General features: G+C 64.1%; 25 protein-coding genes, 1 tRNA gene and 1 riboswitch. Of the genes, 14 read left to right on the forward strand and 12 right to left on the reverse strand.

Going from position 1 to position 24,051, the window contains the following annotated elements:
- Positions 1 to 130: 130 nt before the first annotated feature.
- The 3 genes from ACWF5H_RS08160 (at position 131) to ACWF5H_RS08170 (ending at position 2,883) form a co-directional block, all read left to right on the forward strand.
- Positions 131 to 616, forward strand: coding sequence for an SRPBCC domain-containing protein (locus tag ACWF5H_RS08160; protein ID WP_452036087.1), 486 nt, complete (start codon positions 131 to 133; stop codon positions 614 to 616).
- 143 nt (positions 617 to 759) lie between these two features.
- Positions 760 to 2,151 carry an FAD-binding oxidoreductase gene (locus ACWF5H_RS08165; protein ID WP_452036088.1) on the forward strand — a complete coding sequence of 464 codons (1,392 nt, stop codon included), beginning with the start codon at positions 760 to 762 and terminating at the stop codon, positions 2,149 to 2,151.
- 108 nt (positions 2,152 to 2,259) lie between these two features.
- Positions 2,260 to 2,883 carry a class I SAM-dependent methyltransferase gene (locus ACWF5H_RS08170; RefSeq protein ID WP_452036090.1) on the forward strand — a complete coding sequence of 208 codons (624 nt, stop codon included), beginning with the start codon at positions 2,260 to 2,262 and terminating at the stop codon, positions 2,881 to 2,883.
- 6 nt (positions 2,884 to 2,889) lie between these two features.
- Here ACWF5H_RS08170 and ACWF5H_RS08175 read toward each other — a convergent pair whose 3' ends face one another.
- The 4 genes from ACWF5H_RS08175 to otsA all read right to left on the reverse strand — a co-directional run bounded on the left by ACWF5H_RS08175 (position 2,890) and on the right by otsA (position 7,900).
- Entirely contained in the window at positions 2,890 to 4,224 is a 1,335-nt protein-coding gene (locus ACWF5H_RS08175) for a DUF4032 domain-containing protein (protein WP_452036092.1), read from the reverse strand.
- Between the two features lie 24 nt (positions 4,225 to 4,248).
- Entirely contained in the window at positions 4,249 to 5,403 is a 1,155-nt protein-coding gene (locus tag ACWF5H_RS08180; RefSeq protein ID WP_452036094.1) for an ABC transporter ATP-binding protein, read from the reverse strand.
- A 249-nt stretch (positions 5,404 to 5,652) separates the two neighbouring features.
- A complete protein-coding gene (gene otsB / locus ACWF5H_RS08185) occupies positions 5,653 to 6,450 on the reverse strand; it encodes a trehalose-phosphatase (protein ID WP_452036096.1) in 798 nt (265 codons plus the stop codon).
- A complete protein-coding gene (otsA, locus tag ACWF5H_RS08190; RefSeq protein ID WP_452036098.1) occupies positions 6,443 to 7,900 on the reverse strand; it encodes an alpha,alpha-trehalose-phosphate synthase (UDP-forming) in 1,458 nt (485 codons plus the stop codon). Before otsA ends, otsB begins: the two co-directional genes overlap by 8 nt.
- 193 nt (positions 7,901 to 8,093) lie before the next feature.
- Here otsA and ACWF5H_RS08195 point away from each other — a divergent pair, with 193 nt between their 5' ends.
- Both ACWF5H_RS08195 and ACWF5H_RS08200 read left to right on the forward strand, forming a co-directional pair.
- On the forward strand, positions 8,094 to 8,972 hold the full coding sequence (locus ACWF5H_RS08195; protein WP_452036100.1) for a DsbA family protein: 879 nt from the start codon (positions 8,094 to 8,096) through the stop codon (positions 8,970 to 8,972).
- 122 nt (positions 8,973 to 9,094) lie between these two features.
- Positions 9,095 to 9,168, forward strand: a tRNA-Thr gene (locus ACWF5H_RS08200).
- A gap of 134 nt (positions 9,169 to 9,302) precedes the next feature.
- On the opposite strand, the gene ACWF5H_RS08205 is transcribed toward ACWF5H_RS08200, so the two are convergent.
- From ACWF5H_RS08205 to ACWF5H_RS08220, 4 genes are all read right to left on the reverse strand, one after another.
- Complete coding sequence (locus ACWF5H_RS08205) at positions 9,303 to 9,566, reverse strand: antibiotic biosynthesis monooxygenase family protein (protein ID WP_452036102.1); 264 nt, start codon at positions 9,564 to 9,566, stop codon at positions 9,303 to 9,305.
- Positions 9,567 to 9,964: 398 nt separating this feature from the next.
- Positions 9,965 to 10,573, reverse strand: a complete 609-nt coding sequence (locus tag ACWF5H_RS08210) for a hypothetical protein (protein WP_452036104.1) — start codon at positions 10,571 to 10,573, stop codon at positions 9,965 to 9,967.
- Positions 10,574 to 10,917: 344 nt separating this feature from the next.
- Entirely contained in the window at positions 10,918 to 11,643 is a 726-nt protein-coding gene (locus ACWF5H_RS08215) for a universal stress protein (protein WP_452036106.1), read from the reverse strand.
- Between the two features lie 15 nt (positions 11,644 to 11,658).
- Positions 11,659 to 11,731, reverse strand: a riboswitch (Fluoride riboswitch).
- 117 nt (positions 11,732 to 11,848) lie between these two features.
- A complete protein-coding gene (locus ACWF5H_RS08220) occupies positions 11,849 to 12,592 on the reverse strand; it encodes a FadR/GntR family transcriptional regulator (protein WP_452036108.1) in 744 nt (247 codons plus the stop codon).
- Between the two features lie 139 nt (positions 12,593 to 12,731).
- Here ACWF5H_RS08220 and ACWF5H_RS08225 point away from each other — a divergent pair, with 139 nt between their 5' ends.
- From ACWF5H_RS08225 to ACWF5H_RS08255, 7 genes are all read left to right on the forward strand, one after another.
- Positions 12,732 to 13,553 carry a 2-keto-4-pentenoate hydratase gene (locus ACWF5H_RS08225; RefSeq protein WP_452036109.1) on the forward strand — a complete coding sequence of 274 codons (822 nt, stop codon included), beginning with the start codon at positions 12,732 to 12,734 and terminating at the stop codon, positions 13,551 to 13,553.
- Positions 13,550 to 14,347 carry a 2-keto-4-pentenoate hydratase gene (locus ACWF5H_RS08230; RefSeq protein ID WP_452036110.1) on the forward strand — a complete coding sequence of 266 codons (798 nt, stop codon included), beginning with the start codon at positions 13,550 to 13,552 and terminating at the stop codon, positions 14,345 to 14,347. Before ACWF5H_RS08225 ends, ACWF5H_RS08230 begins: the two co-directional genes overlap by 4 nt.
- Positions 14,344 to 15,144 carry an ABC transporter permease gene (locus ACWF5H_RS08235; protein ID WP_452036111.1) on the forward strand — a complete coding sequence of 267 codons (801 nt, stop codon included), beginning with the start codon at positions 14,344 to 14,346 and terminating at the stop codon, positions 15,142 to 15,144. Before ACWF5H_RS08230 ends, ACWF5H_RS08235 begins: the two co-directional genes overlap by 4 nt.
- A gap of 107 nt (positions 15,145 to 15,251) precedes the next feature.
- Positions 15,252 to 16,001: an ABC transporter permease gene (locus ACWF5H_RS08240; protein WP_452036112.1), complete on the forward strand. Its 750-nt coding sequence runs from the start codon at positions 15,252 to 15,254 to the stop codon at positions 15,999 to 16,001.
- A gap of 16 nt (positions 16,002 to 16,017) precedes the next feature.
- A complete protein-coding gene (locus ACWF5H_RS08245; protein ID WP_452036113.1) occupies positions 16,018 to 16,815 on the forward strand; it encodes an ABC transporter ATP-binding protein in 798 nt (265 codons plus the stop codon).
- Positions 16,816 to 16,859: 44 nt separating this feature from the next.
- Positions 16,860 to 17,879, forward strand: coding sequence for an ABC transporter substrate-binding protein (locus tag ACWF5H_RS08250; RefSeq protein WP_452036115.1), 1,020 nt, complete (start codon positions 16,860 to 16,862; stop codon positions 17,877 to 17,879).
- Positions 17,880 to 17,943: 64 nt separating this feature from the next.
- Entirely contained in the window at positions 17,944 to 19,416 is a 1,473-nt protein-coding gene (locus tag ACWF5H_RS08255) for an aldehyde dehydrogenase (RefSeq protein ID WP_452036117.1), read from the forward strand.
- 240 nt (positions 19,417 to 19,656) lie between these two features.
- On the opposite strand, the gene ACWF5H_RS08260 is transcribed toward ACWF5H_RS08255, so the two are convergent.
- Genes ACWF5H_RS08260 through ACWF5H_RS08270 form a run of 3 tightly spaced genes read right to left on the reverse strand, consistent with a single transcriptional unit; the run spans position 19,657 to position 21,424 of the window.
- The gene (locus ACWF5H_RS08260) at positions 19,657 to 19,851 is read right to left on the reverse strand and encodes a tautomerase family protein (protein ID WP_452036119.1); all 195 of its coding nucleotides are present in this window, start codon (positions 19,849 to 19,851) and stop codon (positions 19,657 to 19,659) included.
- Entirely contained in the window at positions 19,851 to 20,759 is a 909-nt protein-coding gene (locus ACWF5H_RS08265) for a VOC family protein (RefSeq protein WP_452036120.1), read from the reverse strand. The genes ACWF5H_RS08260 and ACWF5H_RS08265 overlap by 1 nt, the downstream gene beginning before the upstream one ends.
- Positions 20,756 to 21,424 (reverse strand): class II aldolase/adducin family protein, encoded by a 669-nt coding sequence (locus tag ACWF5H_RS08270; protein ID WP_452036121.1) that lies wholly within the window; start codon positions 21,422 to 21,424, stop codon positions 20,756 to 20,758. Before ACWF5H_RS08270 ends, ACWF5H_RS08265 begins: the two co-directional genes overlap by 4 nt.
- 85 nt (positions 21,425 to 21,509) lie before the next feature.
- Here ACWF5H_RS08270 and ACWF5H_RS08275 point away from each other — a divergent pair, with 85 nt between their 5' ends.
- Positions 21,510 to 22,100: a helix-turn-helix transcriptional regulator gene (locus tag ACWF5H_RS08275; protein WP_452036122.1), complete on the forward strand. Its 591-nt coding sequence runs from the start codon at positions 21,510 to 21,512 to the stop codon at positions 22,098 to 22,100.
- A 29-nt stretch (positions 22,101 to 22,129) separates the two neighbouring features.
- Here the strand turns inward: ACWF5H_RS08275 and ACWF5H_RS08280 are convergent, their stop codons facing one another.
- Complete coding sequence (locus ACWF5H_RS08280) at positions 22,130 to 22,960, reverse strand: IclR family transcriptional regulator (protein ID WP_452036123.1); 831 nt, start codon at positions 22,958 to 22,960, stop codon at positions 22,130 to 22,132.
- 149 nt (positions 22,961 to 23,109) lie between these two features.
- On the opposite strand from ACWF5H_RS08280, the gene ACWF5H_RS08285 reads away from it, so the two are divergent.
- Entirely contained in the window at positions 23,110 to 24,051 is a 942-nt protein-coding gene (locus ACWF5H_RS08285; protein ID WP_452036124.1) for an acetaldehyde dehydrogenase (acetylating), read from the forward strand.

Here is a 24,051-nt window from a genome sequence, read left to right on the forward strand (position 1 = left end):
CTGCACTCGGGAGGGTGTGGGAGAGTAGGTCACCGCCGGACATTCTTTACAAGGGAAGGCCCCGCCAACGACGGCGGGGCCTTCCCTTCGTTAACCCCCAAACCACCCCAGCCAGACTAGGCTTGGGCGTATGGAAACGTCTTTGTTCTCCCACGCCCCACGGGAGCCCGAACCGGCCAAGAGCGCGGAACCGGTGACATACCGTGTGACGGTCGCACGGGACAGCAGGGAAGCGTTCGAGGGGTTCACCGACCTCATCCACCTGTGGTGGCCTGTCGGCAGTCATAGCGTGGCCGGCGAAGGCAGCCACGTGGAGTTCGAAGACAAGGTCCTGACTGAAACCAGCATTGAGGACCAAGTTCACGTGTGGGGCGAAATCCTGGACTGGGTACCCAACAGCTACGTGCGCTTGACCTGGCATCCGGGCACGAGCCCTGCGACATCCGGTGAACTGCGCATCGACTTTACAGAAGCTGCCCCCGGCAGCACTGAGATCCATTTGATCCATTCTGGCTGGGAAAATATGTCCGACGGCCAGCAGCAGCGGTCTGTTTATGCCGAGGGGTGGCCCGAGGTGATCGGTCGTTATGTCCGATTTATGGGCGGCCCGGCATGATCCGAGTGTCCAGACCCTCGGCGCATGTCAGTTCTCTCGTATTGCCTGCGGCACTGTGTGGCTGATCCTGGCAGACGAATAGCAGTTGCCGGTTGTTGCCGGCAGCAGATCCTCATCGGACCACCACTGGAGGCTTTGAAACCGTGACCGATTCCTTCCTTGCAGGGCTTCTGCATGACCTGCCCGCCGGTAGTGTCAGCACCGAACCGTCAGATCTGGCGGCCTGCGCCGTCGACCAAGGACCGGTGCTCGACCATCAGCTGCCCATCGCCGTCGTGCGGGCACAAAACGTGGAGGACGTGCAGACGGTAATGCGCGCAGCCCACGCGGCCGGGGTGCCAGTAGTATGCCGGGGCGCCGGGACGGGAGTATCCGGCGGCGCACATGCCACCGAAGGGTGTCTGGTGCTGAATCTGGAACGCATGAACCGGATTCTGGAAATCCATCCCGAGGACGAGGTCGCCCGCGTGGAACCTGGAGTGATTAACTCCGATCTGAACGCCGCGGTGGCCGAGTACGGGCTGATGTACGCACCGGACCCGGCCAGCTACCGTGTCTCCACGATCGGCGGGAATATCGCCACAAACGCGGGAGGGCTGCGTTGCGCTAAGTACGGCGTGACCCGCGAATCCGTGCTGGCGCTGGACGTGGTGCTGGCGGACGGAACCCTGATCCACACCGGCCACAGGACCTTCAAGGGGGTTGCCGGCTACGACCTGACCGGGCTGTTCGTTGGATCGGAGGGAACTCTGGGCGTAGTGGTCGGAGCGACCGTCCGATTGCGCTACCTGCCCGCTGCGGTGGAGACGGTGGCCGCGTTTTTCCCCGATGTAGCCGCTGCCGCGGCTGGCGTGCTTGCCGTGGGGCGCGCGCGGGTGCAGCCCGCGATCATGGAGCTGCTGGACGGACACACCATGGCCCAGCTGGACAAGGAGCACGGTTCCAGCCTGCGTAGCCGGGGCGCGGCGCTGCTGCTGATCCAGGCCGACGGCTATGCGGCCGCGGTGGAAGCCGGCATCATCCGGGAAGTGCTCAGCGGGCTCGGCGGCGAGATCAAGGCCGCCGACGCCGCGGAGGCGGTCCGGCTGGTCGATCTCCGTCGTCACAGCCGCGGAGCCGAGGTGGACGACGATTTCCGGGTCGGCGAGGACGTGGCAGTGCCCCGATCCCAATTGGTGCACTACATCCACAAATTGCAGGAAATCGCCGAACGATACGGCGTCGGACTCAAGGTGGTGGCCCACGCCGGGGACGGCAACCTGCATCCCACTTTCTGGGTGGGCCCCGGAGAGGTGGCGAAGGTGCCGGCGCTCAACGCGGCGCTGGACGAGTCCATCGATGTAGCCCTGGCCTTGGGCGGCACGATCACTGGCGAGCACGGGGTGGGGCAATTCAAGGTGCGGTGGCTCGGCCGCGAGCAGAGCGAAGAGGTACTGGAGCTGCAGCGCCGGCTGAAGGAAGTGTTTGACCCGCAGCGGCTGCTCAACCCGGGCAAGGCCTTGCCCCAGAGCGTGGCGGAGCAGATCACATCTTGAGCGGCCGCGGAGTCGCTGCCGCTGACGCAACCAGGCAGTGGATGGCCAGACTGTCGGCTGCGGGTTGTGGCCGGCGGCAGACGGTTGGCCCGCGCGTAGGCTAGTGCCATGAGGAAAGAGACGCTGTGGGAAGAAATGAAGCGCCAGAACCCGGGCCATTCGGCCTGGTACATCCAGCGCTTCGAACAGATGCGGGCCGCCGGCACCGACCTGCACGGTGAAGCCCGGCTGATTGATGCGATGGTGCCCCGCGGCAGCCGTATCCTCGACGCCGGATGCGGCCCGGGCCGGCTGGGCGGCGAGCTGGCCCGTCGCGGTCACACCGTGGTGGGCGTCGATGTGGATCCTGAGTTGATCGAAGCTGCCCGCAAGGACCATCCGGACTGCACCTGGCTGGTGGGCGACCTGGCCGAACTGGATCTGCCCGCCCAGGGCATCGCCGAGCCGTTCGACGTGATCGTCAGCGCCGGAAACGTGCTGACGTTCCTCGCCCCGGGCACCGCGGGTGAAGTGTTGGGGAAATTGTCCCGCCATCTGGCTCCTGGCGGCCGGCTCGTGACCGGGTTCGGTGCCGGCCGGGGCTACGACTTCGACGAGTTCTTCTCCGACGCTTCCGCCGCCGGATTAGCATCGGACCTGCGCTTGTCCACCTGGGACCTGCGGCCCTTCACACAGTCTTCGGACTTCCTGGTGGCGGTGTTCAGCAAGATGGCGGTGCAGCAGCAAGCCTGAGGCGAGTCAGCCCTCGTCGGTCTCGGCGGCGTCCAAGGCCGCAGCGGTCCGCTCGTCCGGATTCAGCATGATGGCCGCCTCGTCCCGCCGGTGGCGCAACACTGAGTCGACATAGGATTGCACGGCCTCCGCCAGCGGCACGTTCCGGTCTTGGTCTTCCGAGACGTACCAACGATGCTCGAGCACCTCGTGGACCACTTCGGCCGGTTCCAGCTTTCCCGCCAGCTCGCGCGGGATGGCCTTGACGATCGGTTCAAAGACGTGGCGGACCCAGCTGTGGGCGCTGACCTCCTCGCTCTGCTCCGAATAATGGTCCGCGCGGTAGGCGTCCAGATCGTTGAGCAGCCGCCGGGCCTGGTTTTCCTGGACGTCCAGGCCGGTGAGCCGGAGCAGACGGCGCTGGTGGTGCCCGGCGTCCACCACTTTGGGCTGGAGACGGATGCTGGTTCCGTCGGCTGTGCTCTTGATGGAGAACTCTTCAACGTCGAACCCGAGATCGTTCAGCCGCCGGATGCGGGCGTTGACCCGCCACCGCTCGCCTAGGTCGAACGACTCCTCGGCTGTCAGCTCTGCCCAGAGCTTTCGGTAGCTGTCCATGATCCGCTCACTGGTTGCCACCGGGTCCACTTTGTCTTCCAGCAGGCCGCCCTCGACCAAATCCATCATCTCGCCAGCGATATTCACCCGGGCTATCTCAAGGTCATGTTCCCGCTGGCCGTCGGAGAGCTGCGGGTGCAATTCACCGGTTTCGGCGTCCACCAAGTACGCCGCGAATGCGCCGGCGTCCCTGCGGAAGAGCGTGTTGGACAGTGAGACGTCGCCCCAATAGAAACCGACCAGATGCAGGCGGACCATCAGCAGCGCCTGTGCATCGATCAAGCGGGTCAGGGTCTCCCGGCGCAGGGTTTGGGAAAACAGGGCCCGGTAGGGGAGCGAAAAGCGAAGGTGCCGGGTGACCAGCACCGGCTGCAGGGCCGATCCATCCGTGCGCATCCGCCCGGTCATCACGGCTACCGGTTCCACACAAGGAATGCCCAGCCGCTGCAGCTTGCGCAGCATCTGGTATTCGTGCCGCGCCGGCTCTTCGGCGGTCTCCTTGATGGCCACCACGCCTGCACCCAGCGGAGCGAACCGGACCACGTGCCGGGACAGGCCTCGCGGCAACGCCGCCAGATTTTCAGCCGGCCAGTCTTCCAAGGCCAAATGCCATGGCAGGTCAAGAAGCCGCTCGTCGGTGGTGGCCGCGGTGATGCTCAAAGAAGCGATCGCCGCGGCCCCACCGGAAAGAGCAGTGTCGGCGGTGCCCCGGACGGGGCCGCCGGTGCCGGAGTGAGCAGCCATAGTGACTACATCCTAGGCGTGGACCTAGTCGGCTGTCTTTCCGGCCTCCACCGGGGCGTTGAGGTCCTCCACTGAAGCTTCCGGAGTTCCGGGTGCATGCTCGCCCAGCCGCAGCCCGGTCTGTGTGTCGAACAGATGCACGTGGCCCTCCTTGGGGCGCACGTAGACGGTGCTGCCGGCTACCGGCGGCGTCCGTCCATCGACGCGACCGGTGATCTCGTAACGCTTGCCGTCCAGTTCGGTGTGTCCGTAAACGTAGGCATCGGCGCCGAGCTCTTCGACCACGTCCACGAACACCGCAAGGCCGTGGTTGTCCGGGGCCCGCTCCAGGTCCTCCGGACGGACGCCCAGCGTCACCGTGCTGCCGTGCGCTTCGCCGAGCAGGTCCCGCGGCACCGGATAGGTCATGCCGCCGAACTGGACACCGCCGTCGGTCACTGGCAGTTCCAGCAGGTTCATGGCGGGGGAGCCGATGAAGCCCGCCACGAACACGTTCGCCGGCCGGTCGTAGAGGGCGCGCGGGGTATCCACCTGCTGCAGGACGCCGTCCTTGAGCACGGCAACGCGGTCGCCCATGGTCATGGCTTCCACCTGGTCATGGGTGACGTAGACGGTGGTGACGCCCAGTCGGCGGGTCAGCGAGGCGATCTGGGTGCGGGTCTGCACACGCAGCTTGGCGTCAAGGTTGGAGAGCGGTTCGTCCATCAGGAACACCTGCGGGTTGCGCACGATCGCCCGGCCCATGGCCACACGCTGACGCTGGCCGCCGGAGAGCGCCTTGGGCTTGCGGTCCAGATACTCTTCCAGATCCAGCAGCTTGGCGGCCTCGCGGACCCGCTCGGCACGTTCTTCCTTGGACACGCCGGCGATCTTCAGGGCGAAGCCCATGTTGTCGGCCACGGACATGTGCGGATAGAGCGCGTAGTTCTGGAACACCATCGCGATGTCGCGGTCCTTGGGCGGTACGTCGGTCACGTCCCGGTCGCCAATCAGGATCCGCCCGGCATTGACGTCTTCGAGGCCGGCCAGCATCCGCAGCGAAGTGGACTTGCCGCAGCCGGACGGGCCGACCAGAACCAGGAACTCGCCGTCGGCAATCTCCAGATTGAGGCTGTCCACCGCGGGCTTATCGGTGCCCGGGTACAGCCGAGTGGCATGATCGAACGTTACCGTTGCCATAATGATTTTCCCTTCACGGGCAGGTACGTGCCCGACGATCCGTAGTGATGGGTGAATATTCAGTTTCCAAGCGGCTCGCCGCACCCACAGAGTGAGGCGGCTCACGCCCCTTAGTATGCCACGGCTGTCAAAGCACCCAGCGAAGCACCGCTGGAGAGCCTGTGTCGCCGCATCGCCTGCCCAGCTGGCCGGTTCAAGCCGACACCAGTGCGCGGAGCTACGGCTGCCCGGAGATACAGTTGCCCGGCGCTACACCCGCAGCGCAGCCGCCCGGAGATCGGCCAACTGAGCCAGCGTGGCAGCGAACGCCTGCGGCGACTCCACCCGGTATTGCGCCGCCGTGGCGCCCGGCCCCACCTTGACGCCGACGTCGGTATCCCGAAGGACGGCGAAGGCGTGCTCGTCGGTGACGTCGTCGCCGGCGAAGAAAACGGCCGTGGCGCCGGTAAAAGTGCGTAGCAGGCCGATGCCCTGGCCCTTGTCCGCACTGAGCACCGACGTCTCCAGCACGCGCTTGCCGTCGCTGACCAGCAGCCCGGGGATCTCCTGCAGCGCGGCTCTGGCCTGCTCGGTGGCTGCCGCCGCAACTTCATCGGCGGCGGTACGGGTATGGAGCACGACGCCGGCCGGCTTGGCTTCCAGCCGCGTGCCCGGGTGGGCGGCCACAACCTTTTCAACGACGGCGGTGGCGGCTGCCAGCGCTTGCTGTTGGGGCTCGTCCAACACCAGCGGCGGGCTGTCCGGGCCGGTGAAGACTTCGCCGCCGTGGGAGCCGATCAGCAGGGTCCGGGCGTCGGGGCCGGCCACGGTGCGCAGGCTGGCCAGCGCCCGGCCGGAGATGAAGGCGGTGGACGTCCGCGGCAGGTCAGCCAACGCGGCGACGGCAGCGGCCGAGTCCGGCAGCGGCCGGGCATCCTCGGCCCGCGGCACGATCGGTGCCAGCACGCCGTCGAAATCCAAGGCGATGAGAAGTATCTCCGCTCCGGCCAGATCTTCCAGTGCGGCGCGCAGTTCCGCCGGGACGGCGCCGGGGCCCTGCTCAGTCACGGGTGCCCGCGTTCTCCAGCGCCTTCAGGAACGAGCGCGACCAATGCTCCACGTCGTTCTGCAGGATCTGCCGGCGCATGGCCCGCATCCGGCGGCTTGCCTCGGCCGGCGGCATGTTGACCGCCCGGACAATGGCTTCCTTGAGCCCGTCGATGTCGTGCGGGTTGACCAGAATCGCCTGCTTGAGCTGGTCGGCGGCACCGGCGAACTCGCTGAGGACCAGTGCCCCGTCCGTTTCCTTGCGGGAGGCAACGTATTCCTTGGCCACCAGGTTCATCCCGTCGCGCAACGCCGTCACCAGCATCACGTCGGCGGCCAGATAGAGCGCCACCATCTCCTCCACCGGATAACTGTGGTGCAGGTAGCGGATGGCGGTGTTCTCCAGCGTGTCGAAGGTTCCGTTGATCCGGCCGACAGCCCCTTCGATTTCCTCCCGGAGCAGCCGGTAGGATTCCACCCGTTCGCGGCTGGGCGAGGCTACCTGGATCAGCACCGCGTTCTCCACGTCCACCTTGCCGTCCTCGAGCAGCTCGCCGTAGGCCTTGATCCGGTGCCCGATGCCCTTGGTGTAGTCCAGCCGGTCCACGCCGAGCAGCACGGTGTCCGGGTCGCCCAGTTCGTGTCGGATCTGTTCCGACCGGGCAATCACGTCCGGCCGGTGGGCCAGTTCGCTGATGTGCTCCACGTCGATGGAAATCGGGAAGGCGCCGGCCCTGCAGAGGCGGACACCGCCGTCGTTGTTTTCCACTTGCACCTGCTGCTGACGCACATTGAAACCGCTGAAGCGGCGCACACAGCGCAGGAAGTTGCTGGTGTCGCTGGGCCGTTGGAAACCCAGCAGATCGGCGCCGAGCAGACCGTCGATCACCTGCCGGCGCCACGGGAGCTGGGCGAAGATCTCCAGCGGCGGGAACGGAATGTGGTTGAAGAAGCCGATCCGCAGGTCCGGTCTGGCCTCCCGCAGCAACTTGGGAACCAGTTGCAGCTGGTAGTCCTGCACCCAGATGGTGGCGCCCTCGGCGGCGATCTCCGCAGTGGCCTCGGCGAAGCGCCGGTTGACCCTCTTGTAGCACTCCCACCACGTGCGGTGGAATTCCGGTGCGGCGGTCACGTCGTGATAGAGCGGCCAGAGCGTGGCGTTGGAAAAGCCTTCGTAATACAGCTCAACGTCGTCGGCGCTGAGGGCCACCGGCACCAGATGCATATTGTCGTGGTCGAACGGCTCTACTTCCTGGTCCGGGACACCTGGCCAGCCCACCCAGGCACCCTCGGTCTTGGCCATCACCGGCGCCAACGCCGTAACCAGTCCGCCGGGCGACCGGCGCCACTCGCCCTGCCCGTCCTCGTCGATGGTGTGGTCCACCGGCAGCCGATTGGAGACGACGATCAGGTCGTACTCACCATACTGGCGTCCTTCTGCGTCCTTGCCGTTCTGAGCGGAATTCGCCAATTGACTCTCCTTTGTGTGAAGTCGTCCTGAAGATGACCTTATAAGGAATGGAAACCTGTGGCTTCCCCGGATCGTTCCCACAAGTACAAACGTGAACGCGGCCACTGATGCCGCCCGAACGTTGAAGTTGCAACTAAACTGGTGCTGATGTGCCCTGCCCCGGGCGAAGCAGACCGACAAGACGCGAGGATTCATGGCTCACCAAAACAGCCCTAAGCCGACCAAGGCCGAGCGCACCGCAGCGGCCCGCGACAAGGCCCGCCAGATGCGCGAGGCACAGCAGAAGCGGGAAAAGCGCAATTCGCTGCTGGTCAAGGGCGGGGTGGTGGTCGCCGTACTGGTGATCATTGGTGTGATTGCCGCAGTGGTGATCACCAACCAGCGCGGTCAGATTGCCGACGCCGGTGCTGCGCCGGCTCACGGTAACGCCTTCGGCGGCATCACCGTCACCCAGGACGGGCTGGCGGACACCGATCCCGTCCAGGTGGATGTGGCGAACATCCCTGCGCCCGCCTCTGCCGAGGGCGACGTCATTGTGCCGGGCGGTGTGGCCGCCGCGCCCAAGGGCGAGCCCGCCAGCATCGTGATGTACGTGGACATGGGCTGCCCCGTCTGCAAGAGCTTTGAAGGCCAGTATGGCGGGTATCTCACCGACCTCACCTCCTCCGGCGACGCAACCGTCGAGTACCGGGTGGCGACCTTCCTTGACCGGGTGTCGACCACCAACTACTCGTCCCGTGCTGCCAACGCCGTGGCCTGTGTCGCCGACTCCAACCCCGAGGTCTTCAACGACTACGTGACGCAGCTGTTCTCCCAGCAGCCCACCGAAGGTGGGGCCGGGCTGGACAACGCCACCCTGGCCAGCATTGCCGAAACCGCCGGAGCCACCGATGTATCCTCCTGCATTGACGACGGCGAATTCCGTCCCTGGGCCAAGTTCGTGAACCAGACCTTCTCCGAGTACCAGGTGGGCGGCACGCCGACGGTCTACGTGGACGGGAAGAAGTGGGACCCGAACACTGACAACGACTTCCAGCAGTTCGCCCAGGGCGTCATCGACGCCCGCGCCTAATCCATTCGCCGCGCCGGTGCCCGGCGCGGCAGGCGGCGGCTCCCGAGTTTCACGCGGAGCCGCCGCCTGGGCTAACCTTATCTAGCCGGTTTTGTCCGGCACACTGGTCCGCGGGCCAGCTCGCCTCCTTAGCTCAGTTGGCCAGAGCACCTGTCTTGTAAACAGGGGGTCGCCGGTTCGAATCCGGCAGGGGGCTCCGCTGCCCCTTCTGACTTGGCACAGCCAGTCGGGAGGGGTTTTCTCATGCTCGGGGCTGCATGAGCGGCACGGGCTTGCTGAAATAGCCGCGGTCAAGCGCCGTTTTGGGAAACAGAGTGGGGACGACTCTGCCTAGGCCGTCACCTTGTTTACCAGTTCGTGCTTCTCCGGGATGACTTGCACCGGCAGGTTTGGCTTGACGTTGTTTTCGAACCAGGCATCGTGTTGTTCGTCGCTATCCCAAATCTCCACAACGCTCATTCCGTCTTCATGCTCCCAAGCATAGTGAGCGATGAATCCGGGAGCAGCCTTGAGCTTGTCGGTGAGAACGGCGGCGAGTCCTTCATATTGCTCCCGGGTCAAACCGGTCACGTGACTTTTGGTCAGGACAACCATGGCGGGCTCCTCCATATGCGGCTGCAGGCCGGGCGGATGGATCCCGCGGACAGGGCCGGCACAGGCTGAGTTTACGCCCGCCGGAACTCTACTGACAGGGGCGGGTAGATGCCGCGTCGTTTCGGCGTGCCCTGCCACCGAGGGGCGGTTACGGGTGCCGCTGTCGCCGGACACGCTGGACTTCCAGCGGCCTTGGTGATCTCATGCAACCTGCGCTCTGCTCAAGAACTCCAGGCAGGGCGTTCCGATCGGACAGAAGTCCCCCCCAATGGCGCAGACCGGTTAAAACGAACTGAGCAGGCAGAAGGGCCCCGCTGCTGCAGGGCCCTTCTGCTGCCTTTCGACAGGCGTTGCTGCTCCGCGCTCCAAGGCAGCCCTAGCTGCATGGGATCGACTGGTTAGTCGTCCCCGTGGCCGTTCTTCTCGGAAGAGCCTTCGTGCTTGGAGTCCTTCTTCACATCAAGCCCGCGTTTGTCCGAGTCCCAGTGTGATTTGCCACCATGGTTGTCCGACTTCCAATGCGGCTTCCCTTCATGCTTGGCAGCCTTCCAGTCGGCCATCCCGGAGTGTTTTACAGCTTTCCAATCGCCCTGCCCATTGGCCTTCGCTGCTTTCCACTTGGCGTCCGATTCGGCCTTGACAGCCTTCCAAGCATGGCTCGGCTGGACCGGTTCCGGGGCAGCCTCCTCGGCCACCGGCTCTTCCTCTACCGGTTCAGGAGTGGGCTGCTCCTCGATCGGGTCCTCATCACCAGGTCCTTGGATTACCGGTTCCGCGGCAGGCTTTTCTCCCTCAGCCGGGTTTTCCCCGGTCTCGGTTTCATCGCCCGGGGCCAGCTGCTCGTCCTCCGTAGCCTGCGCGGAAGTTTGGTCGGCGGTATCTTCGACGACCGGCTCGTTCTGCCCGACCACACCCGGTGTGATGAACACTCTCTCAGCATCGATCGTGACGAACTGAATCTGCGTTTCGGCTGCCGAAGTGGCTTCTGCACTTCCGGTTGTTGCCACATCTGTTTCAGTGGCCGAGGCGACTCCTGCACCTCCGGCAGTAACCAAGCCTGTAACGACAACGGCCGCGGCCATTCTGCGTGCCCTGGATTTCGTAATCGATGACATGCTGCTGCTCCAATCAGTGGTGAATGTTGCAACTTAACCGTTACATCAGTCTCGTCAGGCACAGCAAGCCATCACCACGATTCCGGAATAAGATGCCCGGCGACGGTCATTAGGTGTGGCCAAACCTGAAGGAGTGGGCCACACTCTCTGATCACACCCTGGTATGACACCACGGCACTACTGCTGTGCCAGATATCTGCCCGGCACAACTAGGTCCACCGTTGCTGTTCAGGTCACTACTCGAAGGGTCGGGGGTCGAGCGGGATAATCAGCACCGGCCGGTGCTGATGATGGGCCAGATGAACGGCCACGGACCCGACAAGAACTTCCTCGAGGGCGTGGATTACGCCCGGTTCACGCGTTCCCACCACGATCATTGATGCGCCGATTGAATCTGCGGCATCAGATAAGGTGCGCGCCGGTTCACCAGCCATGGTCCGGAATGACCAAGTCACCCGGCAGTCTGTCAGAGCCACGGACAGATTGGCCCGGATCTCTTCGGCAGTCTGTTCCACGTAGCTGAAGTCGCCGTCGGAGTCGATAGGTAACAGAACGGTAGACCCATCAGGCCGAGTCTCCTCATAGGTGGAGACGTCTACGTGAACGCACACCAAATCCACTCCAAGGTCGGCGGCCAGGACTGCTGCCCGCCGCACCACGGCTGGCCGTTGACCCGGTATTACCCCGACTAAGACGGAGCCAGTGGCGGGTCGTGATGCGTCTGACTTATCCACCGCTGTCCCTCCAGTCTCCGGTTCATGCACGGTTTGGGTCAGCCCGCCGCCCGCCGGCGCCTCTGAGTGCTTCTCGTTTGAACGCCGGAAACTGACGTGTCTGGCTGAGGCGCTCAGTTGCTGCGGGAACAGGAAGCGGAGACAAGCCAAGGCCACCCTACGGTATGTGGGCAGCGAGCGGTACGCAGAAGGAGGGATGGAACTCTGGAATCTTGGAGTCCTCAACATGGTTCCTACCTTTCTCGAAAGGTAGGAACCATCAGCCACACGGCGGTTCGAGCTGCGAGCTCCGGCGGGATCCATCACCGTGCTTATATTTTATCGCCGTTCCGTGTGTGATGGTCCTGAGAGGAAGGATAATTTACTCGGGCTGGCGCCGGCCGAGAAGTGCTATCGGCGCTTAGTCCAGTCTGGCCAGTTAAAGCGGCGGTCGCTACGAGACGCTTTCGTTGAGTCGTTCCGCGTAGGGTGCATGGCGCTCGGCCGCGATCCGGGCCCGTCCCGGGCTGCCCGACGAGATCGCATCAACCAGTTCGCGGTGCAGCGCCCAATTCTCCTGCCATGCTTCGCGGAACTGCGCGTCGGGCGCTACCTCTCGGAGCGACTGGCGGGCGGTGTCTAGCAGAGAGAGGTAAATCGTGCGTAGAAGTTCGTTGCTCGACATCCGGGCAATCTCTTCATGTAGCTGCCAGTTCTGACTCAGGTACTCCGCAGGATCGTCTTGAAGTTCCCCCATCCGACGGACGATGCGTTCCAGCCGGGCCAGGCTGTCGCGATCAGCGCGGAGGGCTGCATGCGCAGCCAGGGGCAACTCAAGCGCATTGCGAATTTCGAGTGCGTCGGCGACGGACAGGGAATTGGCATCGAGTCCGAGGATCAGATGGCTGAGACGGATTTGCGCGGTGGGCTTCGCAACAAAGATGCCGCCCTGCGGGCCCGGTCGCGTTTCGACCAGTCCGCGGCTTTCGAGCAAGCGGACGGCCTCGTTAAGAGTGGATGCAGCGACGCCGAACTGGTCTCGTAGATCGGATTTGCGGCCCAGCCGCGCGCCCGGCTGGACATTCTGACGCGAAATCAACTCGCTCACCTGCTGCGCGACCGCTTCTGCCCGCGAAGTACGGTCGCTCGCCACCCGGTCGAATCTGGGGCTGATGCCGCCGTCGAGAAGATCACTCATCTGCAGAATCCTAGCATTGAACATGATGAATTGCCGCGAGATGCGGCCAGAAGCAGGTAATTCAGGGTATTCGACATGTTGAATAATATGGTCTAGCGTAATCCCACGAAGAGTTAGTTCGACGACAACGAGGTCACACTTGAACGACGAGACTGAGTACTCAAAGGCAGAGATCGGCGCCCGGGCCGAGAGCTTGCTTGAGGCATATGCAACCCGCCGGCCGGTGCGCCCGCTGACGGAGGAAGTTCCGCGCCTGCGGGTGGAAGATGCGTACCGCATCCAGCTGCACCAAGTGGAACGGTGGAAGGAACAGGGTCGGGTTGTGGCCGGCTACAAGGTCGGCCTGACGTCGCTCGCAATGCAGCGCCAGCTCGGTGTCTCCCAACCGGACTTTGGGCACTTGTTCAGCGACATGATTCTCGACGGCTCGAGCATCGATCTTAGTGGATTCATCAGCCCAAGAATCGAACCCGAAATCTCGTTTGTACTCAAGAAGGACCTGCGCGGTCCGGGGCTGAGCGTCGCCGACGTGATCGGGGCTATCGACTACGCCATCGCATCCCTCGAAATCATCGACTCCCGCATAGCGGACTGGAAAATAGGGCTCTCAGACACGATCGCGGACAACGCCTCGTCGGGAGCCTTGGTTCTGGGTACTCGTCCGGTGCAGCTCGATGTCGCGGATCTGGGGCTTGCCGGGTGTGTGCTTGCCAAGAACGGCGAGGTGGCCGCCACCGGCGCCGGCGCCGCGGTGCTGGGCCACCCGCTCAACGGCGTGCTCTGGCTGGCCAACAAGCTCGGATCCCTCGGCCAGACCCTCGAGGCCGGCTCAGTAGTAATGGCCGGATCGATCACCGCTGCCATCCCGATTGCCGCCGGCGACACCATCACCGCTACGTTCGCTCACCTCGGATCCGTGAGCGCTCGTTTCGCCACAGCAACGACGGAGGCCGCAGCGTGACGACAACAGAATGGACTACCGAGAAGGTCGCCGACATCCTGCTCGACGCAGAGGCCAGCCGCACAGACCGCGGTCGCATCACCGACGAGTGGCCCGGGCTTGACCTGGAGACGGGATACGCCGCCCAGCGACTGCTGATCGAGCGCAAGCAAGCTGACGGGCACACGGTCATCGGCGTCAAGCTTGGACTCACCTCCCGCGCCAAGCAGCAACGCATGGGAATCGACTCCCCACTGACCGCCGTGATCACGGACAAAATGGTGCTCGAAGCCGGTGTGCCGATCCCACTCGATGAACTCATTCACCCCCGGGTCGAGCCTGAGATCGTCTTCGTGCTCGGCGAACGGCTGGAGGGGCCGGGAGTGACGGCTGCATCCGCCATGCGCGCTGTCGCCTCGGTGCACGCAGGGCTCGAAGTAATCGACAGCCGTTATCGCGATTTTAGCTTCGCCATGCCCGACGTCGTTGCGGACAACGCCTCCAGTGCGCGATTCGTGGTCGGGGCAACGTCCGTTTCACCAATCGGGCTGGACCTCGCCCTGGAGGCGTGCGTGCTGCGCATCAACGGGTCTGTTGTCGACACCGCGACAGGGGCCGCGGTGCAGGGCCACCCCGCCGAGGCCTTGGCACTTGCCGCCAATGCCCTCGCGGCTCGCGGTGAGGCGATCGAAGCAGGGTCGATCGTGCTGACCGGTGGCTTGACGGACGCCGTGTTCATCCAGGATGGCGACGAGGTCTCCGTGCAATTCACGTCACTGGGCTCCATTGTCGTGCCTGTGCGGATGTCGGCATGACCGCCGTCGCCACCTTGCCTGTCCACCGCGGGACGAGCACCAAGGTCACCCGCGGCCTGGCCGGCGTCGCCGTACTGTTGTTGCTCGCGGAGTCAGTATCGCGGTTCGGCATCGTGCCGGCGAGCATCCTGCCTCCGATGTCCCGCGTGCTGACTGACACGGCCGGGCTCCTGGTAGATCCCGAGTTCCTCGGCGACGTCGGTTCTACCCTCACCGCATGGGCTGTCGGCCTTGGCATTGCGATCATCGTGGCTGTTCCGCTCGGTTTGGTGCTGGGATCATTCCGCATCGCGTATGAGGCGTCGTCGGCCGTCGTCGAATTCATGCGGCCGATTCCCTCGGTCGCCCTCATCCCTCTTGCCATCCTCGTGTTCGGCCAAGGAACCGACATGAAGATCGCGCTCGTGGTGTACGCCTCCCTGTGGCCGATCTTCTTCAATACTGTCTATGGCGTGCGGGATGTAGATCCGGTGGCCAAGGAAACCGCCCGCACTTTCCGTCTCAGCCGGATCGGCATCCTGGCCCGGGTGAGCCTGCCCTATGCGGCACCGCTGGCCGCCACAGGGGTACGGATTTCAGCGGCAATCGCGCTGATCGTAACCATCAGTGCCGAACTGCTTGCCGGTTCGGCAAGTGGTATCGGCGCCTACATTCTGCGGATCAGTTCGGGCGGCGGCGACACGTCGCTGGTGTTCGCGGGAACCATCGTTGCCGGTCTTATCGGCGTCGTCGTGAATCTGGTGCTGGTTGCCGTCGAACGCAAGATGTTCGCCTGGAAGAAAGAGGGAGTGGCGTAATGGCGCTCACCACAGCGGTGCCTAGCGCCAGCAGATCACGCCAGGGCTCCGAGAAGCAGACAGCCAGACGCCAATGGTGGGGGCGGTTCGCTCTGCGATGGGTGGTGTTGGCTGTCCTAGTCACCCTCTGGCAGGTAGCGACGGTCGCCTTTCCTTCGCCGTTCTTCCCGCAGCCGGCCCGCATCTTTGAACGAGCCGCACTGCTCTGGTTCCCCGGGGCGAACGGCATTCTCACTCCAAGCATGCAGGGCGACGTGCTGCCAAGCCTTGGACGGATGCTGTTAGGGTTCGGTGTCTCCGTGGTGGTTGCCGTCGCCCTGGGCACCGTGATCGGGCTCAGCCGCAAGGTCGGCGACTACATCGACCCCATCATCCAGTTCCTCCGGGCAGTGCCGCCGCCAGCGCTGCTGCCGATCTTCCTCGTGCTTTTCGGCACTGGCGATGAAATGCGGGTGCTGCTGATCGCCTTTGGCACAGCCTGGCCGATCCTGCTGAACACCATCGAAGGCGTTCGGTCCATCGAAGAGCTGAAGTACGAGACGGCCACCGTGTTCCGGATCGGATTCCTCGGACGGCTCACCCGAATCGTTCTGCCGGGCGCCGCTCCGAAGATCCTGGCAGGTGTCCGGACCAGCCTCTCACTGGCTCTCATTCTCATGGTCATTTCTGAGATGGTCGCGGCCTCCAGCGGCATCGGCTTCTCGATTGTGCAGGCACAGCGCGGGTTCGGGTTCCTTGACATGTGGGCCGGAATCGTCCTCCTCGGAATCATTGGCTTCCTGCTCAACACCGTTCTCACGCTCATCGAGCGCCGCATTCTCGCCTGGCAGCGCAGCTCCGGTCGCGAAACTGCCTAGACCACAAGGAACAAACATGCTCAACGTCTCCCACCTCACCCACACTTACGGAACGGGCGCGAAGGCGCACCTCGCACTCAAAGACATCACTTTCGAGGTCCAGCCTGGCGAACTTGTCTCCATCGTCGGCCCGTCAGGCTGCGGCAAAACAACCCTGTTGCGGACCATGGCTGGACTGATGCGCCCTACTGGCGGCGACCTGACCTTCCTTGGTGACGAGATCACTTCTGTACCGGAGGGCCTCGCGATGGTTTTCCAGGACTACCGCGGATCGCTGTTTCCGTGGCTTACCGTTGCAGCGAACGTGAAGTTCCCCCTCGCGAAACTCGGCCTGAGCAAGGCCGATCTGGAGGAGCGCGTCGCCGAGTCGCTCTCAGCTGTCGGTCTGACCGGGTTTGAGGACCGCTTCCCGTCCCAGTTGTCCGGCGGCATGCAGCAGCGCGTCGCGATCGCGCGCGCCCTTGCCTACCGCCCGAAAATCCTATTGATGGACGAGCCGTTCGCCTCCGTCGACGCCCAAACCCGGGAAGACCTCGAAGATCTGGTGCTGTCGGTGAAGAAGAAGTTCAACATGACCATCCTCTTCGTCACGCACGACATCGACGAGAGCGTCTATCTGGCCGACCGGGTGGTTGTGCTCTCCAAGCCGCCGACTTTCGTGGTCACCACGCTCGACATCCCGTTGTCGGATAGCCGCGACCAGATCGAGACGAAAGAGGACCCGGAATTCATCCGGCTGCGCGGCGAGGTCGCCCGCCTCATCCGTCATCCCGAGAACGACGATGTCGCCACTCCGGTGGCCGACCTCGCCTAAAAGTCCCAGCATCACCAATCACTGCACTATTTCAAGGAGGAAACGTGCCCATCACATCAGAAACAGTTCGTACGAAGAAGACCTGGCTCGGCATCGCCGCGGCATCAGCGCTGGCTCTCAGCCTCGCCGCCTGCTCGGGAGGCAACGCCGCAGCACCCGCTGATGGTGCACCCGCGCCTGCCGGTGACGGTCAGCCTGAGACGACGGAATTGCTCGTCGGAATCACCCCCGTCGCCGACCAGGCATCCGTTTTCATTGCCATCGACGAGGGATTCTTCGAGGACGAGGGCCTCGAGGTGACCGCCCAGCCCGCGCAGGGCGGCGCCGCCGCGGTTCCGGCCATGATCGCCGGCGACATGCAGGCTGCCTTCGCGACCTACCCCTCGTTCCTGCTCGCGCAGAGCGGCGGGGTCGGGATCAACATCGTTGCCGAGGGCGTGCGTGGCAATGAGGAAAGCAACGGCGTCTACGTCAAGGCGGATTCCGGCATCAACTCGATCGAGGACCTCGAAGGCAAGAAGGTTGCCGTCAACACGCTCAAGAACACCGGCGAGCTCACCATCAAGGTCCTGATGGAAGAAGCCGGAATGGACGTGAGCAAGGTCGAGTTCCTCGAGTTGCCGTTCCCCGATATGGTGCCGACCCTGCAGTCCGGCGGCGTCGACGCGGTGTGGCTGGTCGAACCGTTCCAGACCGCCGCAAACGAAGCCGGCGCCAAGAAGCTTTTCGCGAACTTCTCCGGCCCGACTGCGGGCGTTCCGCTCTCCGGCCTCGGCATGACCGCCGACTTTGTCAAGGCGAACCCGAATACCACTGCTGCGTTCATTCGTGCGCTCGAAAAGGCCAATGCGCTTCTCGCCGAGAACCCCGACGCCGCCCGTGAGATTGTTCCGACCTATAGCAAGACCACGCCGGAACTCGCTGCCAAGATCAAGCTGCCCGAGTGGGTCGCCGGATCGGCCAGCGCAGAAAACCTTGAAGTCTGGAACGAGATCATGGTCGGCCAGGGCGCCATCCCCGCTCCCGTGGACCTCGACGAGATGGTCTACGTCCCCGGCAAGTAAACAGCTCACAACCCGCCGGGCGGGCCAAAACGCCCGCCCGGCACACCAAGAAAGGCCCCAGGCCATGCAGACATTCGGTCACATCATCGATGGCCAGGAAATCCCGTCAATCTCGGGGGAGACCTTCCCGAGCATCGACCCGTACACCCGCGAACCATGGGCGGAGATCGCGCTCGGTAACAAAGCCGACGCGGAACTGGCTGTCGCCGCCGCCCGCCGCGCATTCGACGAGGGCCCCTGGCCGCGGATGACGGCCGGCAAACGCCGTGAACTGATCAACAGGTTCGCCGACCTGATCATCGAGCACGGCGAGGAACTCGCGATGGCCGACACCCGCGACATGGGCAAGCCAATCACGCAAAGCCTGGGTAACGACGTCGCCCGGACCGCCCAGAATTTCCGATTCTTCGCCGACCACGCGCATCTCAGCCCCGCTGATGTCCTGCCGATGGACTCCGGCCACCACACGTACACCCGATACGAGGCCGCCGGAGTTGTCGCCGCGATTGCGCCGTGGAACTTTCCGATGATGCTTGAAAGCTGGAAGGTCGCGCCAGCACTGGCGTGGGGCAACACCGTCGTTTTGAAGCCCGCCGAGGATAGCCCCGCTTCGGCTACCATCCTGGCCCGTCTGGCCCTGGAAGCCGGCATCCCGGCCGGTGTCTTGAACGTCGTCCACGGTTTCGGCCCCGACTCGGTCGGTCAGGCACTCACCGAGAATCCCGACGTCGACCGAATCACGTTCACAGGAGAGTCGAACACGGGGAGGGTGATTGCCCGAGCTGCGAGCGCCAATCTCACCCCGGTTAGCCTGGAGCTCGGTGGCAAGGGTGCCAACGTTGTCTTCGCCGACGCCGACCTCGATAACGCCATCAGCTGGTCCATCCGGGCGATTTTCACTAACGCGGGCCAGGTCTGTCTCGCCGGAAGCCGGATCTATGTCGAACGCTCCATCCTTAACGAGTTCACTGAGCGGTTCACTGCCGCGGCGGACGCGATGGTTGTCGGCGACCCGAAAGATCCTGCCACCCAGATCGGTCCGCTCGCGAGTGAAGAGCACTACACGAAGGTACGCGGCTACTTCGACACGATTGAAGAAGCCGGCGGCAAGCTGGTCACCGGTTCACTGGGCGACGGTTGGACCATCCGCCCCACCGTGATCACCGGGCTGCACCGCGACGCACCGCACCAGCGCGAAGAGATCTTCGGGCCGATCGTAACCATCACCCCGTTCGACACCGAAGCCGAGGTCGTGCACGAGGTGAATGACAGCCCCTACGGGCTGAATGCGATGCTGTTTACCGAGAATCTGGTCAAGGCGCACCGCGTCTCCGCTTCCCTCCGGGTCGGCACAGTTTGGGTGAATTGCTTCTTCATCCGCGACCTGCGTGCTCCGTTCGGCGGCGTGGGCGCCTCGGGAGTTGGCCGCGAGGGCGGCAACTTCAGCCGGGAGTTCTTCACCGAACCGAAGGCCGTAGTGATGCAGCTAGAGCCGCCGATGCCTCATCCGCCGGTGACGCTTACCGGAGCCTACTGACCAAACATCCTGCCAGCGCGAACGGCCGGTTGCCGCCGAGGGCAAAGAGGTCGGCCCCGGCCCGCTCAGACCCAAATCTCACGACCTGGGCCTGAGCGGGCCGGGGCGCACCATTGCTGCCTACACCGCGCGCCTGTGCAGGCAAGCCCCAGATGGACGTCCAAGGCGTTATCTGGACCAGTGCGCATGCGGAGGGGCCCACAGTTCTCGACTGTGGGCCCCTCCGCATGCTCCTTGCGCCTACTTGGTGGCGGTCTTCTCCGCCAAGGTGATGCCGCCGGACAACCACAGCTTCGGGTTGATCTCGCGGACTAGGACCCGGACGCTCTGTCCTGGTGCACCCCACTCCTCGATGGCCTTATGCACGCGCCCCATGAGGTCGCGCAGCTGCTCTTCGTTGCGTCCTTCGGCAATACTGATCTCGACCAGGGGCATCAGGCATCCTGCAATTCAGACGAGCCGAGTGGTCGACGGATTTGCTTTTGCGTCTGCACTCGCTGGGTGACGCCGCCCCACATGTCGATCGACTTAGGGTGAAGCGGGTCGAAGGTGCGGGGCTGCCAGGCGGCATCGTCCTCGATCCGGCGCACACCGTACGAGTACTCGTAGGTGAGTCCCTCCGGCCCCTTGAAGTAGAGGAAGATCGCGGTGGACTGGGGATGCCGGCCAGGACCTTGCTCGATTTCGACGCCCTGCTCCAACAGGAAATTCCAGCTCCGCATGATGTCATCCAGCGATTCGACCTGGAAGTTGATGTGGCAGAGACCGGGTTCGCTGCCCTTGAACACGGCGAGTTTATGGTGCACCGGGTCGAAGCGCATGAGCGCGGCCCAGTCACCGATCCAGTCGCTGATCTTGATGTTGAACAGCGAGCTCCACCATTCGTAGGCCACCTTGACATCCGGTGCGTCCACGCAGAGGTGGCCGAACTCGATGATGCCGGCCTGCCTGCCCCAATGAACGGTATCGGCGTCGTACACCTGACCGACCACCAGATCGAAGCGATTCCCCCAAGGGTCGTCGAAGCTGATGAAGCTGCTGACGCGCCGCGACCGCGCCTCTTCAGCGGTCCCGCGCACGACGTTTACGCCGGCGGCGGCCAGTTCGGTCTCGGCAAGCCGCAGCGCGTCGTCGTCCTTCAGCGTGAGCCCGGAGCTGAGCACGCCTGCTTCCCCTTCGACGAAAGCCAGGCAGTGGTGGCGGTGGTCGGCGCGCAGGTAATGCACCCCGTTGTCGCTGCCGGCATATTGCATGCCGACGATGTCCACGGCGAAACGCACGGCAGCGTCGACATCCGCAGATCCGGATCGCACGTAGGCGATATCGGTGATCTCGATCATCATTGACCCTTTCGGTAGTTGTTGGTGAGGTAGGTGTAGATTCTTGGCAGCAACTCGGTGGCGCGGTCACGCCACCAGGATTGTTCGTCGAGGGGCAGGGGCTGCGGGGTCCCCGCGGCCAGCGCGCGGAGGTTGAGTTCCGCGGTCTTCTCCAGCACCCACATCAGCGCCACAGCGCTCGCGAGGTCGGGCCCGGTTGTGACGGCGCCGTTCCCTCGGAGAATCACTGCGTTCGCGTCGCCTAGTGTGTCTCGCACCGCCGTCGCGCTGGCGGCATCACGGATAAGGCGGGAGTCCTGATAAACCGGTACCTGCTCGCCGAGGAATGCACCATGGCCGTTGAGCGGCAGCACCGCCCGGCCGGCTGCGACGAGCGCCGCGACCGCGGGCGGTTGCGCACGGCAGATCGCCCCGATGTCTGAGCGGGCGTCGGCGAGGGCCAGATGAATCCAGGCTTCCTTCGGCGCGGCGCTCGGCAGGTCTGAGGAACCGGCGGAGAGAGTGATGAGCCCGTGTTCGGCAGTGAGCGTGGATAGGGCGACGGGCGGTGTGATCGCCAGCTCGGTCGCTGACATGCGCACCGAGAGGTGGCCGAACGCATCGGTGAGTCCGGCACCCGCGACGACCGCCGCAGCGCCGTGCAGTTCCGTCTGGGCAAATGTGAGCACGCTCATACTCCTTGGTAGAATGCAATGAGCCTACATGTATGGATAGAAATGTCAATCAAGACATGTCAATGGTTAGGATGGGCGTATGTCCCTGCAGTATGCGGTGCTGGGCGTGCTTGAGGCGCGTCCGATGACCGGTTATGAGCTCACCCAATTCTTCGAGTCGACGGCCCGCTGGGTCTGGACCGCGCCGCAAAGCCAGATCTACCCGTTGCTCACGAAGATGGCGACCGACGGACTCATAGCGGGCGAGGAGCAGGTGCGCGGCAGCAGGCTCAAGCGCACGTCGTACTCCATCACCGATGCCGGCCTGGCCGAGTTGCGCCGCTGGCTGGCTGAATCGCATGCCGAGCCGAATGTTCGTGACGCGTTCCTGCTACAGGTTCTGTTTCTCGACATGATCCCGCCCGCGGAAGCGGAAGCCGTTCTTCGCGCGCACGTGGCCGAAATTCAAGATCGACGCGAGCAGTGGGCCGCACACCGCGCCCGGCTGGCGGCCGCAGATACACCGCTCATTCAGGAGAGGCTGCAGCGGCGGGACCCTGCCGATCACGCCCGGATCGTGAATCTCAAGACCCACGTGTTCGACTACTTGATCGACTCCGCGACGCTCCGGATCGAGTGGGCGGAAAAGGCGATTGCCATCATGGGTGTTTCGCCAGCCGTGCGTCACTAACGCGGGATCCAGCCCCGTCTGACGTCCGCCTACAGCGCAGTCCGGATGGCACCCTCGCCGTCTGGCCGATCAAGCTGGGGGTGTGCTGCGGCGGGTTGGGCGGGGAACCCGAGCAGAGCCGAAAAGTGTGCGGCGCCGTCAAGCACAAGAGCGACCCAGTGTTCCTCCGGATGCTGATCCCAACGCGACTTCGACAGCGAGACGCTGATCGCGGCGACGACTGCTCCCGTGCCGTCGCGAACGGGAGCAGCGGCACAGCGAATGTGGGGGGTCGACTCCTCATTCTCGAAGGCAACCCCCCGCTTCCGGATCCGGGCCAGCTCCACTTCCAGATCCGCGAGAGTGCCGATGCTGCGCTCGGTCATCCGCGGCAGGTTGTCGCGGTCGTTGAACCGAGAAGCGAGTGACTGCGGCGACGCATAGGCGAGCAGGGCCTTGCCTAGACCGGTGACATTGGCCGGCAGGCGCTGGCCGATGCTGGAGGGGAGCCGCAGATTGTCCTGGCTTTCGACCTTTGCCAGGTAAAAGACGTCGCCTCCTTCAAGGAGGGCGACACTGACGGTCTCACCACTCCGGGCGGCGAGGTCGCGGGCGACATCGTTTGCCGTCGACAGCATGTCGAACCGGGCTGAATAAGCGTTTCCGAGTTGGAGCAGCCGCACGCCCAGGCGGAAGGTGCCGGTGATCTCGTCCTTCTGCAGGTAATCGCGGGCGACAAGCGTCGCTAGAAGTTCATGAACCGATGTGCGCGGCAAGCCCGTCCTCCGCACAACGTCCGGCGCGCTGAGCGGTGCGCTGTCATCGAGGAACAACTCGAGGATGTCGAGTGTGCGCAGCACAGCGGGAGTGAGTCGGGCCATGCCTTATGAATACCGGGGAAAACCGCAGGCCGCAAATGGGTTGACGTTGACAAAAGACTTGTTACTCATGTTCGATATCTAGAACAGGTGCCGAAGTTTCGAACAACAGGCTCGAACGAAGTATCACAATGAAGTGAAAGGAGCGGAACATGCCACAAGGCGTTCCCGCAGCGATCATCGGTTCCGGCAACATCGGCACCGACCTGATGATCAAGATCCTCCGAGGCAGCGGAATCCTCTCTGTCAAGGCCATGGTCGGCATCGACCCTGAATCCGACGGCCTGGCCCGCGCGGCCCGCCTCGGCGTCCCGGCGATCTCCACCGGCGTCGATGGACTCATCGCCTCCCCGGTGTTCGCCGACATCGAGATCGTCTTCGACGCAACCTCCGCGGGCGCGCACCGATACAACGCCGAGAAGCTGCGCGCCGCGAAGCCTGGCATCCGTCTGATCGATCTCACACCGGCAGCGATCGGCCCTTACTGCGTTCCCGTAGTGAACCTCGAACAGAATCTGGACGCTCTCAACGTCAACATGGTGACCTGCGGCGGCCAGGCGACGATCCCGATCGTCGCTGCAGTCTCCGCTGTGACACCCGTGCACTACGCCGAGATCGTCGCCTCGATCTCAAGCAAATCCGCCGGCCCCGGAACCCGCGCCAACATCGATGAGTTCACCGAGACCACTGCCGAGGCGCTCCAGAGCGTTGGCGGTGCCGCCTCGGGCAAGGCCCTGATCATCCTCAACCCTGCCGAACCGCCGATGATGATGCGAGACACGGTCTTTGTGCTGACGGATGCTGCCGACCGCGACGCAATCGAAGCGTCCGTCGACGAGATGGTCGCAAAGGTGAACGCCTACGTCTCGGGCTACAGGCTCAAGCAGCGGGTCCAGTTCGACGAGATCACCGAAGCGGTGAACGTGCCCGGCATCGGGCAGTTCACCGGGCTCAAGACCAGCGTTTTCCTTGAAGTGGAGGGTGCGGCACACTACCTGCCGGCCTATGCAGGCAACCTCGACATCATGACCTCAGCCGCGCTTCGCACGGCTGAGACGATCGCCGCGCACGCACTGACCATGGAGGTGGCATAG

The organism is Arthrobacter sp. NPDC055138, from assembly GCF_053607305.1.

Excerpts from the sequence above, each read along its gene's own strand:
- ACWF5H_RS08160 (WP_452036087.1), top strand. The coding sequence starts at position 131 with ATGGAAACGTCTTTGTTCTCCCACGCCCCACGGGAGCCCGAACCGGCC.
- ACWF5H_RS08170 (WP_452036090.1), top strand. The coding sequence starts at position 2,260 with ATGAGGAAAGAGACGCTGTGGGAAGAAATGAAGCGCCAGAACCCGGGC.
- ACWF5H_RS08175 (WP_452036092.1), bottom strand. The coding sequence starts at position 4,224 with ATGGCTGCTCACTCCGGCACCGGCGGCCCCGTCCGGGGCACCGCCGAC.
- ACWF5H_RS08180 (WP_452036094.1), bottom strand. The coding sequence starts at position 5,403 with ATGGCAACGGTAACGTTCGATCATGCCACTCGGCTGTACCCGGGCACC.
- ACWF5H_RS08195 (WP_452036100.1), top strand. The coding sequence starts at position 8,094 with ATGGCTCACCAAAACAGCCCTAAGCCGACCAAGGCCGAGCGCACCGCA.
- ACWF5H_RS08205 (WP_452036102.1), bottom strand. The coding sequence starts at position 9,566 with ATGGTTGTCCTGACCAAAAGTCACGTGACCGGTTTGACCCGGGAGCAA.
- ACWF5H_RS08215 (WP_452036106.1), bottom strand. The coding sequence starts at position 11,643 with ATGTTGAGGACTCCAAGATTCCAGAGTTCCATCCCTCCTTCTGCGTAC.
- ACWF5H_RS08220 (WP_452036108.1), bottom strand. The coding sequence starts at position 12,592 with ATGAGTGATCTTCTCGACGGCGGCATCAGCCCCAGATTCGACCGGGTG.
- ACWF5H_RS08235 (WP_452036111.1), top strand. The coding sequence starts at position 14,344 with ATGACCGCCGTCGCCACCTTGCCTGTCCACCGCGGGACGAGCACCAAG.
- ACWF5H_RS08245 (WP_452036113.1), top strand. The coding sequence starts at position 16,018 with ATGCTCAACGTCTCCCACCTCACCCACACTTACGGAACGGGCGCGAAG.
- ACWF5H_RS08255 (WP_452036117.1), top strand. The coding sequence starts at position 17,944 with ATGCAGACATTCGGTCACATCATCGATGGCCAGGAAATCCCGTCAATC.
- ACWF5H_RS08260 (WP_452036119.1), bottom strand. The coding sequence starts at position 19,851 with ATGCCCCTGGTCGAGATCAGTATTGCCGAAGGACGCAACGAAGAGCAG.
- ACWF5H_RS08265 (WP_452036120.1), bottom strand. The coding sequence starts at position 20,759 with ATGATGATCGAGATCACCGATATCGCCTACGTGCGATCCGGATCTGCG.
- ACWF5H_RS08275 (WP_452036122.1), top strand. The coding sequence starts at position 21,510 with ATGTCCCTGCAGTATGCGGTGCTGGGCGTGCTTGAGGCGCGTCCGATG.
- ACWF5H_RS08280 (WP_452036123.1), bottom strand. The coding sequence starts at position 22,960 with ATGGCCCGACTCACTCCCGCTGTGCTGCGCACACTCGACATCCTCGAG.
- ACWF5H_RS08285 (WP_452036124.1), top strand. The coding sequence starts at position 23,110 with ATGCCACAAGGCGTTCCCGCAGCGATCATCGGTTCCGGCAACATCGGC.